Below are 17,647 nucleotides of genomic sequence, written 5' to 3' on the forward strand. Positions count from 1 at the left end.
GGCGGAGAAGTCCGGGTCGAAGGAGTCGATGACCTCGTCCCCCGCCTTCCGGGGCAGGGGGGCGGTGGTCATGCGCAGAAACTCCTCCAGGAAGGGCTCCACGCCGAAGTTGGTGAGGGCGGAGCCGAAGAACACCGGGGACAGCTTGCCGTGGCGCACCCGATCCAGATCGAACTCGGCGGCGGCGCCGTCCAGCAGCTCGATCTCGTCGGTGAGCTGCCGGTGCAGCCGCTCCCCGATCAGGCCGTCCAGGTTGGGATCGCCCAGCTCCACCTCGGTGGCGGTGGCCGCCTTGGCGCCGCCGTTGGAGGTAAAGTGGATGATCTTTTTGGAGCCCCGGTCGTACACGCCCTGGAACTCCTTGCCGCAGCCGATGGGCCAGTTCACCGGGTAGGTCTCGATGCCCAGCTCCTTCTCCAGCTCCTCCAGCAGCTCGAAGGAGTCCCGGGCCTCCCGGTCCATCTTGTTGATGAAGGTGAAGATGGGGATGTCCCGCATGGCGCACACCTTGAACAGCTTGCGGGTCTGGGCCTCCACGCCCTTGGCGGCGTCGATGACCATGACGGCGCTGTCGGCGGCCATCAGGGTGCGGTAGGTGTCCTCGGAGAAGTCCTGGTGGCCGGGGGTATCCAGAATATTGATGCAGAAGCCCTCGTACTGGAACTGCATCACCGAGGAGGTGACGGAGATGCCGCGCTGCTTCTCAATCTCCATCCAGTCGGAGGTGGCGGCCCGGCTGTTCTTCTTGCCCTTGACCACGCCGGCCTGGGCGATGGCGCCTCCGTACAGGAGGAACTTTTCGGTCAGGGTGGTTTTGCCGGCGTCAGGGTGGGAGATGATGGCAAAGGTGCGGCGGCGGGAAATTTCAGCTTCGTATTTCGACATATATGCAAACCTCTTTATCGTTTTATCACAGCACATAGGGGAGAAACGCCGTTAAGGGGGACACATGGCCGCCAGCGCGGCGGGAATGTCGGCAAAGGCATGGACGGCGGGCACGCCCTCGATGGGGCCGCCGAAGCCGTAGGCCGCGTGGAGGAAGGGAACGCCGGCCTCCCGGGCGGAGACGCAGTCCAGCAGGGTGTCCCCCACGTAGACCGGGCGCGCCAGGCCGTACCGCCGGACCACCAGGGCGATGTTGTGGCTCTTGGGCTGCCCCGTGCGGCCGGCGCACTCAAAGCCGGTGAAATAGCGGTCCAGCTTGTGGGCGGCGTAGAAGGTCTGGATATATCCGTCCTGGCAGTTGCTCACCACAAAGAGCTTTGCCCGGGCAGAGAGGGCGGCCAGAGTTTCCTCCACAGCAGGGTAGAGTGCGCCGCCATAGGCGCGCAGCAGGGCGCACTCGGCCTCCTCATGCTCCTGGAGCAGCAGGGCGCGGGTCTCCTCGCTCTCGTCAGGGAGGATTTTGCGGGCAATATCGGGCAGAAGCAGGCCCATGGTAGCCTCCACCTCGGGCACAGTTACCGGCGGACGGGTAATCCCGGGGTGGCGGCGCAGCACGACATTCCACCCCTCGCAGATGCGCACGGTGGCGTTCCAGAGTGTGCCGTCCAGGTCAAACAAAACGCCGTCAAACATGGCGGGAAATCCTCCCTGTCAAGGAAATAGAGAGCGTCACAAATTCAGCAGACATTACTTTATCCTATTTCCGCCCCAGTGTCAACAAAGAACGGGAATAGGAGGAGGTTATGCAGAAATTTTCGTGCAAAATTTAACCGGAAACGGGAAAACGGCAGTCCGCCCGGGAAACCGGACCCCGGCCTGCCGCTGGGCATGCCGGGGGCCGGTGCGCCTATTTTTCCTCAATGAGGGCCCGGAGGGCTTCCGGAGTTACGCCGGTGTGGACGACGCCGTCCCACCGGACGCAGGGGCCCTTGCCGCAGTTTTTCATGCAGCCGCCGGTTTGAAGCCGGAAGCCCGCGCTGGCCACGCCGCCGGGCACTGCGCCGTACTCCTTGGCCAGAAAATCCAACAGCTCCCGCCGCCGCCCGCAGGAGGGGCCCTGGCACACGGTCAGGCTGTGCCGCACCGCCTCGGTTTTGATGGAGGGGTAGCGCCTGAGCACCGCGGGGAGAAAGGAATCCCGAAAGCCAAGCGCCCGGGTAATCTCCTCCAGGGCGCCCTGGGGAATGACGCCGCCGTATAACGCCTGGGTTTCCCGCAGCAGCGACACCAGCTCATTCTGATCGCGGGCCGCGCCCCGGCTCTGATAAAAGGAGAGGATTTGAGCCAATTCCTCCTGATGCATAGAGAACCTCCTTGCAGAAAAGGTAACTTATATTACATAAAGTGCAATGCTTTTATCATGGTTTAAGAATAAGACATTCATACAGAATCCCGACAGATACAGAACGAAATCATAACGATACCCCGGGTGAAACCATATAAGCTGGAATTAGTTTAACATAGAGAAGCGCAATTGTACACGGAATGTTTCCTAAAAACAGAACAGGGATGCAGCCTCTGAGGCTGCATCCCTGTTCTATAACCAAAACCATCTCTGATTTCCATGCGCCGGCTGAAACTGCTCGGCTGAATAATACGGCGGCGGATTTTCCGGTAATAGCTTGCGAATACATTCAATCAATGGAACAGGACTTGGAGCGTATTATAGTAGTAATAGGACAAAAAGAAGTCGCTGTGTGAGAAATTGGAGAGGATGTAATAGAAATTATTGGTGCTGGTATCCGTGCCGAAGGAGAAGGCATCCTGCTTCATGAAATAGGCAATCTGATCCCTGGGCCCGTAGTCGTTGGGACCGCCGCTGGCAGCAAAGATAAAAAAGTCCAGGTCAGGGTTCGCGTCGATAGCCTCTTTCAGATAAGCATAGGCCTCCTCGTCTGTCGGGTTTTCTGAAATGAGTTTACCCGCCACACAGGTGGCGCTCATGGGGGACCACCACTTGAAGTAGGGAAGGGCGGAATGGAACATATACCAGGTGCAGCAGGCGCCTCTGGAATAGCCGGAGAAGCCGCGATGGCTGCGGGAGGCAATAAGCCCGGCCTCGTCAAAGCGCTCTGTGTAAGTATTATATTTGCTTTCTACTGCGGGAATGATGTCTTCTACAACCTCTCGCCAAAAGTTGGCCGGAACGCCCGCATAGTTGCCGTCCCCGGCGGGAGCGTCGGCCTCGGTTTTGCGGATCTCCGCAGCTTCATCGTCGTCCACCAGATAGTATGTAGTAAAGACGAGAATGAGCGGATCTACCTTGCCGGAGGCGAATAGGTTGTCGAAGCGGTTCTGATATTGCTCCTCCAAAAATTCATTGACAGATCCCTTGTTGCCATGCTGGAAATAGAGAACGTTGTACCTGGTGGCGGTATCGTCCGGGTCATAGCCATAGGGAAGATAAACGTTCACATATTTCTCGTAGGTTACGCCGTCTTCGTAGACATCCGTGGTATAGTCCACCCGCTCAAAGGTTCCGGGCTTGTCGCAGGGGGCATCCATGGCGGTATACTCAATAAATGTGAGCTCCTCATCCAGTACGGAGCCGGCAGGCGCGGTAATTTCCTTCTCCGTGTCGCTGAGCTTTTCCTCGGGAAAGTTGTGGTTTTTGTAGTAGGTAGTCACGTCGATTTCCCTGATGGGAGAGGGCTGGGCGGCCTGTGAGCCAACGCCGGGAGCGCAGGCAGTAAGGGACAGGCAGAGCGCAGTCAAAAGACAGAGAATTGAGATACGCTTCATAGTTCGAACCCTCCTGTGTGATTTTTATCGTGCCAGAACAAACTCAGCCATGGTTTGGATGAGAAATTCCTGGGCCTCAGGGGAGAGGGCGGAGAAGCTGTGGCCAGAGTTTTCCAACGAGTAGAATACGGCACTGCCGGACTCACGCTGGTTGTAAATTTCAATCTGGTTTTTGCCAAAATCGTGGGCAAAGTCCTCTTGACCGTTGAAGCAGATTACGTCTCCTTTGTAGGCTTTGATGGCCTCGTACGGGTCCTCCACGTCGTACTCGGCAAGGTAGGTCTCGTCCCCGTCCTCCCGGCCCAGAAGAGAGTCGTCCACACCGGTAGATAGAAGAATAAGGCCGGGAATCTCATTGTGATCAATGGCCACAAAGGAGGACACAATGCCGCCATAGCTCTCGCCAAAGAGGAAAATTCGATCGGTATCCACATAATCCAGCGTCTTGACCTTGGCCAGCACGGTCTCCAAGTCAGTCATGCGTGAGGTGTAATGGGCGGGGAAAAGCTTGGCGCCCTCGCTTTTGGCGCCGCTGCGGTTGCCGCCGCAGCACTCAAAGGAGAAGGCCGCGATCTTCTGCTCGGCCAGGCGGGTGTAGATAGCGCTGAAATTGGTGGCGTAACCGCTCTGACCGTGGGTATAAATTACCACGGGGACCTTCTCCCCTTCGGCCAGACCGGTGGGACGGGTCTCCACAGAATAGATATGCCGGCCTGTCACCTCGTTGCAGAGATAGTATTCACTGGACTGATAGGCGTCCCCGGAGTCCAGCTCCCGCGGCTCGGTGAACCACTTGCTGCTGGAGTCGGCAGAGGGAGACGGAGAGGGAGACGGGGCAGAGGCTTGGCTCTGGCAGGCAGTAAGCAGGAAAAGCAGGGACAGAATGGGACACAGAAGCTTTTGCATGTTCACGGCGATTTCTCCTTTATTTCATCTTCAAGGGTAAGCCGGCATCCACGTTTGTTGTACAAGTTTTTCTTCTGCACGTAAATATTAACAGCAAAACTGGTAGGTTCTACATCAAAATTGACAATAGGAAGGGGGTGCAGAGGGGGATTTTTGTTGCTATTTTGAAGAAGTGGGTGTTATAATGTTAGAACAAAGCGGTAAAGAGAGGGAAGATAGGGGACATGCTCAAGATATTGATTTTGGAGGACGAGCAGAAACATTTGGATATCCTGACGGCATACTTGGCGCGCTACCGGGAGGAGCACCCGGATTTTCAATATGTGCTGAATGTCTATGACAGAGGGCTGAGCCTGCTGAGTGAGTACAACTGCGGTGCCGATTTGATCTTCCTTGATATCCGGGTCCCTGATATGCTCGGGATCGATGTAGCGCGGGAAATTCGGAAAAGCGACGAAAATGTCATGATCGTCTTTATTACGAGCCTGGCTCAATATGCCATCGACGGCTATTCGGTAGACGCCTTTGACTACATCCTTAAGCCAATCAAATATGCCTCTTTTTCGGCAAAATTGAACCGGATTCGACGGATACTTTCCTACCGGGACTGTAAAACCATCCTGGAGCTGCGCAGCAAGGAGACCACTTACCGGGTTCCGGCAGACACTGTGACTTATATTGAGAGCTCGGGCCACGATATTTATGTCCATGTAAACGGACAGACAATCAAACAGTGGGGAACATTGGGGAAGTTCGAGGAACAGCTGAGAGAGGCCCACTTTGTCCGCTGTGACACCAGCTTTCTTGTGAATCTCAAATTTGTTCAGGGAGTACAGAAGGATACCGCTCTGGTGAACGGCAAGGTGATTCCAATTTCCCGTGCCAGACGGCGGGACTTTCTGACGGCCTTGGCCCAGTACAGAGGGGGAACCTCCTGATGCCGCAGTGGTATATTGACTGGCGAACCTCGATGATGCTGTTCCAAGGCGTTATGGGCGTGCTGCCTTTCGCCGGCGGACTTCAGAAGAGAAAGAACTTCTGGCCGCGCTTTTTGGGAGCCACGGCTGTCGGGATGCTCCTGTTCTACATCGTCATCTCAATGGCCTTCCCGGAACGCGCCGAACTGGCTGCCGGCGGGTGGCGGGCATTTGTAAGTGTGGCAGTGTACATAGTTTTGATTTTTATCTGCTGGTTTTCATTTCAAGAAAATGTTTGGACAGCGCTGTTCGTTGCCGCTGCCGGCTCCGTTGCGCAGGATATCGGCGGTTCTCTCAAGACTCTTTATCGGGGGATTCCCGCCTTTAATGCGCTGTGTGCAAGCGAGCTGGGCGTCCTGGTGGCCGACCTCATCAGTTATGGACTGCTCTTTCTGTTGCTGTTTATCGTCATGCGGCCCTTTGTCCATAGCCAGCGGTCCATTTTTGGCAGTCCCGGCAGAACGATTTTCACGGTGACGGCGTTTTTGATGTGCGTCGGAATGGCGCGGCTTACTTATGACAATCTGGGACGCAACCGGATGGCCATGACGGCGGAGAGTATCTACCAGATTATCTGTGACGTACTGATTCTGCTGGTCCAGTTTGGCGTAATGGAGCGGGAACGGCTGGGACAGCAAGTGGACAATATGCGGCAGCTTGTCCGGGAGCAGTATACCCAGTTCCGGCAGTCCCGTGATTCGGTGGAGATCATCAACGAAAAGTATCATGATCTCAAAGGACTCTTAGAAAGCTATAGCGGGAAGGTGTCTGATGGAGAAATTGCTAAGCTCAAAGCAAAGGTAGAGCAGTATGATACGTTCCTGGATACAGGCAATGAAGTGTTGGACATTGTCATTGCGGAAAAGCGGGCGTTATGCAATCAGCGGGGAATTGAGCTGACGACCCTTCTCAAGGGCGCAGAACTCAGGAATATTGAGGAATTGGATCTCTATTCCATTGTGAATAATACGCTCAACAATGCCATAGACGCCGTGAGCAAACTCCCTGAAGAAGAACGGTTTATTCTTCTGACGATATCTTCCTCGCCGGGGGGAGAGATAACAATTCACTCTGAGAACCCCTATACCGGGGAAGTAACCATAGAGGAAGGACTGCCCAAAAGCCAGCGGGATGCCCGCTATCACGGCTTCGGCATGAAGAGCATAGCGCATACGGCAGAGAAGTATGGCGGAAGCGTCGCGATTAAGGCGGAGGATGGAATGTTCTATCTGGATATTCTGCTGGTTGATCTCTGATATAGGACGGATTTTGATGCAGAAAGGCCTGTTTTTGCGGTTCCCATTTACGGGAACCGCTTTTTTTGTTACTTCTGTGTCAACCCGATTGTCAGGCGGGCTCAAAAAAGGAGGAAGGAACAGATGAAGAAAGTCCTTGCATTGCTTATGATGCTCGTGCTCTCTGCCGGTCTTCTGGCTGGATGCGGAGAAGGAACTGCCAGCGCCGCGCCGACTCCCAGTCCTGCGGAGTCCACTCCGCCGGTCCGCAGCGAGGAACTGTGGCTGGAGAGCGAAGGGAAGAAGGTCTACGGCAAGATGTACCTGCCGGGGGAAGAAAAGGACAGCTACCCCCTGGTGATTCTCAGTCACGGGTTCAACAGCTCTTCGATGCTCAATGAGGGCTATGCCGAGTCCTTTGCAAAGGAAGGCTACGCCGCATATGTCTTTGACTTCTGCGGCGGCAGTCCCAGCAGCAAGTCTGAGGGCGAAGTCACCGACATGAGCGTCCTCACCGAGGCCCAGGATCTGATGAACGTAATGGACAGCCTGAAGGAACTGGACTATATCGATGGCAGCCAGGTCTTTCTGTTCGGACTGAGTCAAGGGGGATTTGTCTCGGCCTATACCGCCGCTCAGCGGCCCGATGAGGTGAAAGGACTCATCCTTTTCTATCCCGCTTTTGTCCTCCAGGAGAACTGCTGGAAGAATCACAGTTCGGTAGACGATATTCCGGAAACCGAGGAGATGATGGGCGTCACAGTAGGCGCGATTTACTCCCGTGACGCCATGAGCTTCGATATCTATGATGAGATCGGAAAGTACACCGGCGATGTGCTCATCTGTCACGGGGACAAGGATACCATGGTGGATCTGAGCTACTCTGAGCGGGCGGCGGAGGTCTATGAGAACGCCGAGCTGAAGGTCATCAAATACGGCGAGCACGGCTTCCAGGGCAAGCTGGCCCGGGAGGCCACCGAGTACGCCGTGGAGTACCTCAAGGCCCATACAGACTGAAGTGTCCATATAATGTGACGGATTTTGATGTAAAAGCAACCGCTTTTGCGGTATATATTTACGAAAGCAGCCCCGCCTGATATGCTCGCACTGTGAATTGGGGCCAATGGTCCCGGAAGAGAAGAAATGGAGGAAACAACTGTGAAAAAGATTGCAAAACTGCTCTCGCTTTCCCTCGCTCTCGTCCTGCTCTGCACCTCTCTCAGCGCCTGCGGTAAGTCTGAGAGCGGCCCGTCCAAGATTTACACCGGCGGTACTGCGGCCTATCTCGACGGCATCGGCTGGTACTCCAGCGTGGTCTATACCCTGAAGCTCAACGCAGACGAGACCTATGAGCTGACCTATCAGAACTATATCTTTGGCACTACCGACCCCGGCTCCAAGGGCCTGCGCACCGTCATCTACACCGGCACCTACACCACGGCCGCTGCCGCGGACGGCTGGGAGACGCACCGGGATGTGACGCTGGCCCCGGCCACCCACATCTACTTCGAACAGCACGAGAAGGGATTTGGCCGCTCTGCTATCTCCGGCCACTGCGTCATCGACACCGACAACTGGACCGCTGACATGACCACCCTGCTGGATCCCGAGAACAACGCCATGGACGCCGAGGCGTTCCTGACCGAGTACGCCGAGACCATCACGGTCACTGTGGAGGACCCCTCTCTGGATACAGAGGACCCCTCTCTGGGCTACCGTATCCTGGAGCTGCCCGAGCTGAAGCTGGTCACCGCTGCCGGCTAACTCCACTTTCTGTTCAGAAGATCCGTACTTTACAGCCGGCGGTTGCTGCCCTATGCAGCAACCGCCGATTTATAAAGGAGGAAAAACCGTGAGAAAACAAAAAAATAAGGGAAATGTTCTCTGGACGGTACTGAGCATTGTGTTTACAGTGCTCTTTGCCTTCATGATGGTGGCCGGTCCCATTGCCAATAACTACGCCTCGATCATCAATATGGTGCTTGGCGTAGAGGGGACCAAGACCATTGGTGAGCCCGGAAAGGACTATTTTACTGCCGATTATACCAGCACCCAGCAGGAGGAAGAGGGCGCCAAAGTGGTGGAGAGCGTGGTGGCCAACGGCTCGGTACTGCTTCTCAACCGGGAGAATGCCCTGCCGCTGCCTGCTGGGGCCAAGGTCACGCTGGCCAGCGTAAACTCCGCCCAGTTTGTCTACGGCGGCACTGGCTCCGGCGGCATGAACACCGCAGGGGCAAAGACGCTGAAGGAGGCGCTGGAGGAAGACGGGATGTCTGTCAACCCCACTATGTGGTCCTTTTATACCGAGGGGGCCGGCAAAGACTACGGCCGTACCCTCGCCAGCGGCAGCCTGAACAACTATATCTTTGATAATGCCGAGTATACCGTCAACGAAGCCCCGCTCAGTGCATATTCAGACGCCGAATGGAACTCTGTCAAGGAGTACGGCGACGCGGCAATCTTTGTCATCTCCCGGGTGTGCGGTGAGGGTTCCGACCTGCCCTGGTACGGCGCCGGCGACGGCAATGGCAATATTCTGGAGCTGAGCAAAGAAGAGCAGGATCTGCTGAAAAAACTGGCCGACCTGAAGGCCGCCGGCGAACTCCAGCGCATTGTGGTGCTGCTCAACACTGCAAACGCCATGGAGCTGGACTTCCTGAATCCTGAGATTTGCGGCGTGGACTACGGCGTGGACGCCTGCCTGTGGGTGGGCGAAGTGGGCCAGAGCGGCATCAACGCCATCGGCGACCTGCTCACCGGCGCTGTGAACCCCTCGGGCAAGCTGGTGGACACCTACTGCTACGACAACCTGACTTCCCCTGCAATTCAGAATGCTCACGCCACTGCCTTCACCAACGGAGAGGCCATGGGGCTGAGCTTTGCGGAGAATAACCTCTACTATGTCGCCTATCAGGAGGGGATTTATGTCGGTTACCGCTACTATGAGACCAGATATGAAGATGTAGTGCTGGGACAGGGGAACGCCGGCAGCTTCGACTACGCTTCTACCGTGGCCTACCCGTTCGGCTATGGCCTGAGCTATACTACCTTCGCCTATGGCGATCTGGCCATGAGTGAAGAGGGCGACGAGTTTGTATTCAGCGTGGATGTGACCAACACCGGCAGCGTGGACGGCGCCGAGGTGGTGGAGATCTTCATGCAGTCTCCCTATACCGACTATGACCGGCAGTATGGCATCGAGAAGGCTGCCGTAGAGCTGGTGGGGTATCAGAAAGTGAATCTGAAGGCGGGGGAGAGCGCCACCGTCTCTGTCACCGTACCCAAGAGCGAGCTGCGCAGCTATGACGCAAACGGTGCCGGCACCTATATTCTGGACGCCGGAGACTACTATTTTGCTGTTGGCAACGGCGCTCATGAGGCCCTCAATAACATCCTGGCCGCCAAAGGCCGCACTGCGGCGGACGGTATGACTGCCGACGGAAATGCTGCGCTCACCGCCCGGTACACCGTGGAGAGCCTGGACACGGAGATTTTCTCTGCTTCTCCCGCTACCGGCGCCGCCATCGTCAACCAGCTGGATCACGGCGACCTTAACCGCCGGGAGGGTGACAACAGCGGCGGCATTGTCTATCTGACCCGTTCCGACTGGGAGGGTACCATGCCCAGGGCCGTCATTACTGCCGACAGCTATCAGGCTGCCCACCAGATGGCGGCTTCCGCTGATATGGTGGCAGAGATGAACGCGCTGTACGAGAAGAATACCTCTGGAACAATGCCTGTCATGGGCAAAGAGGGAAATCTCAGCCTCGCTCAGTTTATCGGTGTGCCTCTGGATGGAAGCATCCAGCTCGAGGATGCGTCTTATTCCTGGGATGACCTGCTGGATCAGGTGTCCTTTAACGAAATGGCCAAACTCATTGGACAGGCTTATCACTGCACCTCGCCGGTGTCCTCCATCTCAAAACCGGCGACCAAAGATGAAAATGGCCCCCAGGGCATCACTGCCACTCTGACCGGCGGTGGTTCCTCCACCAGCTATACCTCCGAAGACCTGCTGGCCTCCACCTTTGATCCCGCTATTGCCGAGGCAGTGGGGCGCAGCATGGGCAATGACTGCCTGCTGGCAAACGGCAAGGCTTACTCCGGAATTTACGGCCCCGGCGTCAATATCCATCGGACCCCTTACTCCGGCCGCAACTTTGAGTACTACTCTGAGGACCCCTTTATCTCCGGCAAGACCTGCGCCGCCGAAGTGGCGGGGATCCAGTCCAAGGGCGTGTACGTCTACATGAAGCATTTTGCGCTGAATGATCAGGAGACCGCCCGCGACGGTATCTGTGTATGGACCAATGAGCAGGCCGCCAGAGAGCTGTATCTCCAGGCTTTTGAGTATCCCGTGGTAGAGTCCGGAGCGTACTGTGTTATGACCAGCTTCAACCGCATTGGCTGCGTCTGGGCGGGCGGTGACTACGGTTTGCTCACCGGCATCCTGCGGGGCGAATGGGGGATGCCCGGCTTTGTCCTCACCGACTTCTCCAACAATAACAACTACATGGATGTGCTCAACGGCCTGCTGGCCGGCGGCGATGCCTGGGACTGCAACGATGGCGCCAAGTGGACGGAAAAGCTGGTTCAGTACAAAGATGACCCCACTGTGGTGAATGCCATGCGGGACGCTACCAAGCGCATCCTCTATACCGTGGCCAATTCCAATGCGATGAACGGCATCAGCGTCAATATGCAGGTTGTCGAGCTCACTACCTGGTGGCAGGTTGCCATCATTGTTTGCGATGTGGTATTTGGCCTGCTGGCTGCGGGTTCCATCTTCATGCTCGTCAGAACCATGCGCAAAAAGAAAAAAGCATCGTGACCTGACCTGCGCGGAGGGCAGCTTGGATGCCGGCATACCGATATTCTTCAATTCTCGATTCTATTTAGAACGGTAAGACGGCTCCTGTTATGAACCCTCTCTTTGTTAAGAGGCACTCAGTCAAACTGGGTGCCTCTTAACTGTTTTTTTCTTGTTATGTACAGGGAGGCTGTGAACCAGAGGACAAGCAATACGGGGTGAATGAACCAGAATGAGCCCCAAGTATAGCGTTGACTCAAATTATTCCAGCGAAACGAAGAAAGCAGCCCGCAAGGCAGAGCTTTGTACGTGAAAATGACAAAAGCCCTGAAACCTTACGGTTTCAGGGCTTTGCGCTGTGGTGGACGATACAGGATTCGAACCTGTGACCTCCCGCACGTCAAGCGACAGGGTCAGTCCAAACAATACGAGACACGTGAATATTTAACTGTTTAGCCGGTCCCGTAGATTATACACATACTGTGCCATCATGGCAAGGTCCGGATGTGTATAACGGGAGGTGGTCTTAATATCAGTATGTCCCAACATCGCCTGTACAGTCCGGATATCCGCGCCGGAGGCCAGGGAAAGGGTGGCAAATGTATGGCGGCAGCAGTGGGGAGAGAGACGGCGGACGTCCGGTTCATCTTCCCATAGGTGGCGGAAAAACGTGTTGTAGTCTCTGGAAAAATTCCGGGGGTGTATCAGCGTGCCGTTTCTGGTGCAGAAGATAAATTCCCCCACTCTGGGGAGCGTATGCAGCTTGTAAGAGACCTCAGGCAGAAGGGGAATGGTTCTCAGGCTGGCCAAGGTTTTTGCGCGGTGTTCCTCCACCCTGGGGCTGCCGTGTTCCAGGTATACGGCCCGGTTTACGGTCAGCGTGTTGTTGGTCAGGTCAGACCATTTGAGGCCCAGCAGCTCACCCCGGCGCAGCCCTGTGAGCAGAAGGGTAATGATAGCCGCAGCAATCCGGGCATTGGAATACCCCATGGCGTAGGAGAGAATGATTTTTACCTCTTCAAAGGTGAAGGACTCCCGGGTTTGCTCCTGTACACGTGGGATTTTGACCTTGCGCATGGGATTTTTGCCGCACAGGTCATTGTCTATGGCCTCCGTGAACAGAGCGTTCAACATGAAGCGCATCTTGTCCATATAGGACTTGGAGGCTGTCCCGGCAAAGGCGTTGAAAAACGCCTGTAAGTCTAATGGACGGATATCCGGCAGCGGACAAGCCATAATGTGCGCCGGAATGAGACGGGAGAGAAGTTCGAGCTGGTGGAAAGAGGTCTCTTTCATGGTGCCCTTTTTATAGGAGGCAAGCCAGACCGGAAGCCAGTCCCCCAGAGTTAAGATGCCTCTGTCTGTGCTCACGCATACACCCCCTCGGCAAGCGGCGTCCCGCTTTTGTCCAGCCGCTTTATGCCCATGCAGATATCGCGGTAGAGCCGGACGGTGGCGGCGTCGGGATTTGTGGAGAGAAAAGAATCGTAGTCCATCCGCTCCAGAAGGCAGATATCCGGCTTTTTCCGCAGGCTCCGGGCTGAGAGATACCACTTGCCGAAAATCTTCTCTCCGCCTTTGGCTATGTACTTCAAAAGGTAATTCACCGCCCTCTCATAGTCATTGTCCAGAGGGATGCAGTGGGAGAAGCCCCAGGGCCAGTCGGCCATATTGTAAATGGGCTGCCCCCGATTCGTTGATAGAGGGTTACTTCTGGGGCTGACGGCCCGTATTAGACGGACTGTGCCGGGGATACAGAGGCCGTGAAAGTGGAGGGCACCGTCCTTGTGCCGTTCCGGGATGCAGACATAGAGAAAGCCTTTCCGGCTGACCAGGTTGCGGAGGGTGTTCTCCAGCTTCTTTTTGACCGCCTCATCGTCATAGCGGTCTATCAGCTTGGCGTCCAGTGTCCAGGTAAAGAAGTGGGTGAAGAGGTTGCATAGGGCGATATCCCGCACCGCCGCTCTGGCTCTGGCCCTGCTGACCTCCATGGAGCGCGCCTGATTCTTGGCATGCCCCTTTGAAGGAACATGATAGAAGCGTTTTTCACTCTCCCAACCCGATTCACGGAAGATAGGGGCATTGGCTACCTGCAAGATATTGCAGACTGGATAGCACTTTAATCGTGCGTTGGAGCTGATATCAGATTCTGCCGCATGCCACATGGAAATCCCTCCTGACACCGATTTGTTGGTATATCAAGTATCCTCTGCCCGGTGCGTGTCCGGCAGCCTTTTGGGTGCGGGCTGGGGGCCTGCCCTTCTACCGGGGCCTCTGCGGGACGGGGGTCTCTGCGTACCGGTTGTTCAAGGCTGGCCGGGCTGCGCTGACCGGGTCTCTGCAACGCCGCTCGGGGGCCTGGCAGTAGACGGGAGCCTCTGCGGGGCGGTTGTGGATGCCAGCCGCCGCCTTCGGCGGCTCTGGCATCTCCTCGCGGGGGCTGGTGGGTCAATTGCTACACCGCTACTATCAAAAACAGATACTAAAATGATAATACTATCTAATTTAGAATGTGTCAAGAGAAAAATCAGAAAAAGAGGATTTTTGCGTCTTGTATCAAAAACAGATGTATGATATGATGCTTTCACAGAAACGGAGGGGAGCCGTATGGGAACGCGGAGAGAATATGCCAAGGAGCAGTATGAAAAGGGTTTGGCCATTGGCAGCGACAAGAGCAAGACCCCGCGGGAAGCCATAAATGAGGTGCTGGCCAATGCCAAGGAAGAGCTGGATGCAGCGGCAAGCCTTGCAGCCGCCAGGAAGGAACGAAAAGAGGCGGTAGGGAAACGGCTCAGCCAGCTGCGGGAAGCGGCGAAGTACCGCCAGAAGGACGTGGCCGAGCGGATTGGCGTCAATGTGATTACCCTGTCCGGCTACGAAATCGGGAAGAGCGAGCCGCCCGAGGAAGTGCTTGTGAGGCTGGCCTGTCTCTATGGGGTGTCGCTGGACTATCTGCTCTGCCGGACAGACACCATGATTCTCTTTGATGACGGGGAATACCGGGCGGCAGACAATGACCGCCAGCAGCTGCGGGAGAGGCTAGACAGCATCGAAAAGGAGCTGTCCCACATCCGGCAGGAGGTAAAATGAAAAACACCCCAGCGCCTGCTTCAAGCATGGCGCTGGGGTGTTTTGTGTTCCAAGCTGCGTATATTGTTCCGCTTAATTTGAATAGTCCGCCGAACGGGCGCAGTTCTGTCCGTGAAAATGACAAAAGCCCTGAAACCTTACGGCTTCAGGGCTTTGTACTATGGTGGACGATACAGGATTCGAACCTGTGACCTCCCGCACGTCAAGCGGATGCTCGTACCAGCTGAGCTAATCGTCCAGAGAGCAAAATCTATTATATCCATGAAGGTGTCATTTGTCAATAGCTTTTTTGAAAAACAGAAAGAAAAAATAGGAGCGCTGTACGGGCGTGGGAAAGGGAGGGTAGGCATCAGGGGAAAATCCTGTTATACTTGGGGAGAATGGAAGGCCGCCTGGGGCGGAAGGAGGAACAAATCATGTTATACAAGCGATTCAGACGGGAGGAGATCTGTCCCAACCTGCCAAAAGGAGAAACGGAAATCTCCCTGACCGCTTACGCCAGAGAAAAAACCGGCGCCGCGCCCTGGGGTGATCGCTGGGGCGTGCTGATTCTGCCCGGCGGTGGTTATCAGATTACCGCCGATAGTGAGGCCGAGCCGGTGGCGCTGGATTTTCTCCACGGCGGGGTACAGGCGTTTGTGCTGCGGTACAGCGTAGAGCCTGACCGGTGGCCCCAGGCGTTCCTGGAGGCCGCAGCGGCTCTGGCCTTTCTCCGCCGGAACGGGGCTGCGTACGGCATCCGGCCCGACCGCATTGCAGTGTGCGGTTTTTCCGCCGGCGGACACCTGGCGGGCTGTCTGGCCAATCTGTGGGCCGACCCCGTCATCGGTGAGAAACTGGGGCTGACGCCGGAGGAGGTGCGTCCCGACGCGGCCATTCTCAGCTATCCGGTGATTTCGGCGGGGGAGTGGGGCCTCGGAGACTGTACCCAAAGGCTGACTGGCTGGGAGAAGCTGCCTCCCGAGCTGGAACGGCTGTCCCTGGAGAATAGCGTTACGGCGGGCAACCCGCCCACCTTTATATGGACCACGGGCACCGATCGCACTGTTCCGCCGGAGAACACCCTGCTCTACGCCTGGGCCCTGCGGCGGCAGGGCGTGCCTCTGGAGCTCCACTACTATGGGCACGGTCCCCACGCCATGGGCACTGCTACCGCCGAATCAGGAGGAGACCCGGACTGGCAGGACCGGCAGGCGGCCACCTGGCTGCCCCTGTGCGTCCGCTGGCTGCACAGGGAGACCTGGAGAAACAGGGAGTAGGAGGGAGAGAGACATGGAACAGAAGACGGCGCTGATTACCGGCGCGTCCCGGGGCATCGGCGCGGCCACGGCCCGGCGGCTGGCCCGGGCGGGATACGCCGTGGCAGTGAACTACTGCCGCAGCGGGGACAGAGCCCTGGCCCTGGTGGAGGAGCTGCGGGCGGCGGGACACACTGCCGTGGCGGTGCGCGCCGACGTGGCGGACCCAGAACAGGTTCAGAAAATGGTTGACAATGTGTTGGATAAATTTTGTCAACTTGACATTCTGGTATGCAATGCCGGCAGGAGCTGGGTGGGCCTGCTGGGGGATATGACCCCGGCAGACTGGCGGCAGCTGATGGCGGTCAACCTTGACGGTGTATTTTATTGCTGCAAAACGGTAATGCCCCATATGATTCACCGTAAAACGGGCAAAATTATCACCATTTCCTCCATGTGGGGCCAGGTAGGCGCCTCCTGCGAGGCGGCCTACTCCGCCTCCAAGGCGGGGGTCATCGGCCTGACAAAAGCCCTGGCCAAGGAGCTGGGCCCCTCCGGAATCACGGTAAACTGCGTGGCGCCGGGGGTAATCGACACGGAAATGAACCAAAATCTTACCGCAGAGGACTTGGAGGCCCTTCGGCAGGAGACCCCCATGGAGCGCATTGGGCGGGCGGAAGATGTGGCGGAAAGCGTGCTGTTTTTGGCGTCGGAAGGGGCGGATTTTATCACCGGACAGGTAATCTGCCCCAACGGCGGGCTGATTATCTGACGAAAAAAACGCCTGGTCACAGTGGAGAAAAGGCGGGATTGGTACAAAGCGCCCAGAGCAGAGGGGAGAGATAGACCTCCTGTTGTGCAAGAATGAGGTTGACAATTCAGGGGACGAAGATTATAATTGTCAACAACCTTAAAGGAGGTAAGTGAAATGAAGAAGTTTCGTGTTCTCTCCCTTGTAACGGCCTTCGCGCTGTGCATCTCCATGCTCGCAGGCTGCGGGAATGACGCCGCCACCGGCGGCGATACCACCGGTGACAACACCCCCGCGCCCAGCGCCAGCACCGGTACTGAGACCGGCGGTACCGGCAATACCACGGGCGGCGCCATCAAGATCGGCGGCATCGGCCCCCTGACCGGCTCCTCCGCCGTGTACGGCGTGGCTACCAAGCAGGGTGCCGAGGTGGCCATCCAGGAGATTAACGCCTTGGGCGGCCTGCAGTTCTCCCTGGACTTCCAGGACGACGAGGGCGACACTGAGAAGGCGATTAACGCCTACAATAAGGTGATCGGCGACGGCGCCCAGATTATCTACGGCTGCACCACCACCAACCCCTGCGTGGCCGTGGCCGCCGAGACCTACGCCGCCCGCTATTTCCAGCTGACCCCCTCCGCCTCCTCCACCGACGTGACTGAGGGCAAGGACAACGTGTTCCAGGTCTGCTTCACCGACCCCAACCAGGGCATCACCGCCGCCAACTATATCAAGGATAACAACCTGGGCACCAAGGTGGCTGTTATCTACAACAACGGCGACGCCTACTCCACCGGCATCTACACCGCCTTCCAGTCCACCGCTGACGAGATTGGCCTGGAAATTGTCACCGTCCAGACCTTCCCCGACGACACCAACACCGACTTCAACGTGCAGCTGACCGCAGCCAAGGACGCCGGCGCCGACCTGGTGTTCATGCCCATCTACTACAC

At 56.7% G+C, this 17,647-nt stretch carries 16 protein-coding genes and 1 tRNA gene; 9 read left to right on the forward strand and 8 right to left on the reverse strand.

The features are described 5' to 3' along the window. The 5 genes from Q0K06_RS11515 to Q0K06_RS11535 all read right to left on the reverse strand — a co-directional run. A partial coding sequence (locus Q0K06_RS11515) for a GTP-binding protein (protein WP_294552594.1) occupies nt 1–885 on the reverse strand: 885 nt, incomplete at its 3' end. 51 nt (nt 886–936) lie between these two features. Then, a complete protein-coding gene (locus tag Q0K06_RS11520; protein ID WP_294552597.1) occupies nt 937–1,578 on the reverse strand; it encodes an HAD family hydrolase in 642 nt (213 codons plus the stop codon). A 214-nt stretch (nt 1,579–1,792) separates the two neighbouring features. After that, a complete protein-coding gene (locus tag Q0K06_RS11525) occupies nt 1,793–2,248 on the reverse strand; it encodes an NAD(P)H-dependent oxidoreductase subunit E (protein WP_294552601.1) in 456 nt (151 codons plus the stop codon). 335 nt (nt 2,249–2,583) lie between these two features. Then, nucleotides 2,584–3,687 carry an alpha/beta hydrolase-fold protein gene (locus Q0K06_RS11530; RefSeq protein WP_294552604.1) on the reverse strand — a complete coding sequence of 368 codons (1,104 nt, stop codon included), beginning with the start codon at nt 3,685–3,687 and terminating at the stop codon, nt 2,584–2,586. Nucleotides 3,688–3,711: 24 nt separating this feature from the next. Continuing rightward, nucleotides 3,712–4,593, reverse strand: coding sequence for an alpha/beta hydrolase (locus Q0K06_RS11535; RefSeq protein WP_294552639.1), 882 nt, complete (start codon nt 4,591–4,593; stop codon nt 3,712–3,714). Nucleotides 4,594–4,835: 242 nt separating this feature from the next. On the opposite strand from Q0K06_RS11535, the gene Q0K06_RS11540 reads away from it, so the two are divergent. The 5 genes from Q0K06_RS11540 (at nt 4,836) to Q0K06_RS11560 (ending at nt 11,636) form a co-directional block, all read left to right on the forward strand. Next, on the forward strand, nt 4,836–5,531 hold the full coding sequence (locus Q0K06_RS11540) for a LytTR family DNA-binding domain-containing protein (RefSeq protein WP_294552606.1): 696 nt from the start codon (nt 4,836–4,838) through the stop codon (nt 5,529–5,531). Then, complete coding sequence (locus Q0K06_RS11545) at nt 5,531–6,826, forward strand: GHKL domain-containing protein (protein ID WP_294552609.1); 1,296 nt, start codon at nt 5,531–5,533, stop codon at nt 6,824–6,826. Before Q0K06_RS11540 ends, Q0K06_RS11545 begins: the two co-directional genes overlap by 1 nt. Nucleotides 6,827–6,949: 123 nt before the next feature. Next, nucleotides 6,950–7,822 (forward strand): alpha/beta fold hydrolase, encoded by an 873-nt coding sequence (locus Q0K06_RS11550; RefSeq protein ID WP_294552612.1) that lies wholly within the window; start codon nt 6,950–6,952, stop codon nt 7,820–7,822. A gap of 141 nt (nt 7,823–7,963) precedes the next feature. Further along, nucleotides 7,964–8,569 carry a hypothetical protein gene (locus tag Q0K06_RS11555; protein ID WP_294552615.1) on the forward strand — a complete coding sequence of 202 codons (606 nt, stop codon included), beginning with the start codon at nt 7,964–7,966 and terminating at the stop codon, nt 8,567–8,569. An 88-nt stretch (nt 8,570–8,657) separates the two neighbouring features. After that, the gene (locus tag Q0K06_RS11560; RefSeq protein ID WP_294552618.1) at nt 8,658–11,636 is read left to right on the forward strand and encodes a glycoside hydrolase family 3 C-terminal domain-containing protein; all 2,979 of its coding nucleotides are present in this window, start codon (nt 8,658–8,660) and stop codon (nt 11,634–11,636) included. Nucleotides 11,637–12,059: 423 nt separating this feature from the next. Here Q0K06_RS11560 and Q0K06_RS11565 read toward each other — a convergent pair whose 3' ends face one another. Together Q0K06_RS11565 and Q0K06_RS11570 are read right to left on the reverse strand one after the other, a co-directional pair. Beyond that, entirely contained in the window at nt 12,060–12,986 is a 927-nt protein-coding gene (locus Q0K06_RS11565; RefSeq protein ID WP_294552621.1) for a site-specific integrase, read from the reverse strand. Beyond that, the gene (locus Q0K06_RS11570) at nt 12,983–13,606 is read right to left on the reverse strand and encodes a hypothetical protein (RefSeq protein ID WP_294552623.1); all 624 of its coding nucleotides are present in this window, start codon (nt 13,604–13,606) and stop codon (nt 12,983–12,985) included. The genes Q0K06_RS11565 and Q0K06_RS11570 overlap by 4 nt, the downstream gene beginning before the upstream one ends. Nucleotides 13,607–14,222: 616 nt before the next feature. Between Q0K06_RS11570 and Q0K06_RS11575 the strand changes: the two genes are divergently transcribed. Then, complete coding sequence (locus Q0K06_RS11575; protein ID WP_294552626.1) at nt 14,223–14,705, forward strand: helix-turn-helix transcriptional regulator; 483 nt, start codon at nt 14,223–14,225, stop codon at nt 14,703–14,705. A gap of 161 nt (nt 14,706–14,866) precedes the next feature. On the opposite strand, the gene Q0K06_RS11580 is transcribed toward Q0K06_RS11575, so the two are convergent. Then, nucleotides 14,867–14,943 (reverse strand) — tRNA-Val (locus Q0K06_RS11580). 178 nt (nt 14,944–15,121) lie between these two features. Here Q0K06_RS11580 and Q0K06_RS11585 point away from each other — a divergent pair. From Q0K06_RS11585 to Q0K06_RS11595, 3 genes are all read left to right on the forward strand, one after another. Beyond that, nucleotides 15,122–15,964, forward strand: coding sequence for an alpha/beta hydrolase (locus Q0K06_RS11585; protein ID WP_294552629.1), 843 nt, complete (start codon nt 15,122–15,124; stop codon nt 15,962–15,964). A 13-nt stretch (nt 15,965–15,977) separates the two neighbouring features. Further along, complete coding sequence (gene fabG, locus Q0K06_RS11590) at nt 15,978–16,715, forward strand: 3-oxoacyl-ACP reductase FabG (protein ID WP_294552632.1); 738 nt, start codon at nt 15,978–15,980, stop codon at nt 16,713–16,715. Nucleotides 16,716–16,871: 156 nt separating this feature from the next. Beyond that, on the forward strand, nt 16,872–17,647 hold a 776-nt coding region (locus tag Q0K06_RS11595; protein WP_294552635.1), incomplete at its 3' end, for an ABC transporter substrate-binding protein.

Origin of the sequence: uncultured Pseudoflavonifractor sp. (assembly GCF_944387805.1) — a bacterium.
In the GTDB taxonomy this organism is placed as follows: domain Bacteria; phylum Bacillota; class Clostridia; order Oscillospirales; family Oscillospiraceae; genus Pseudoflavonifractor.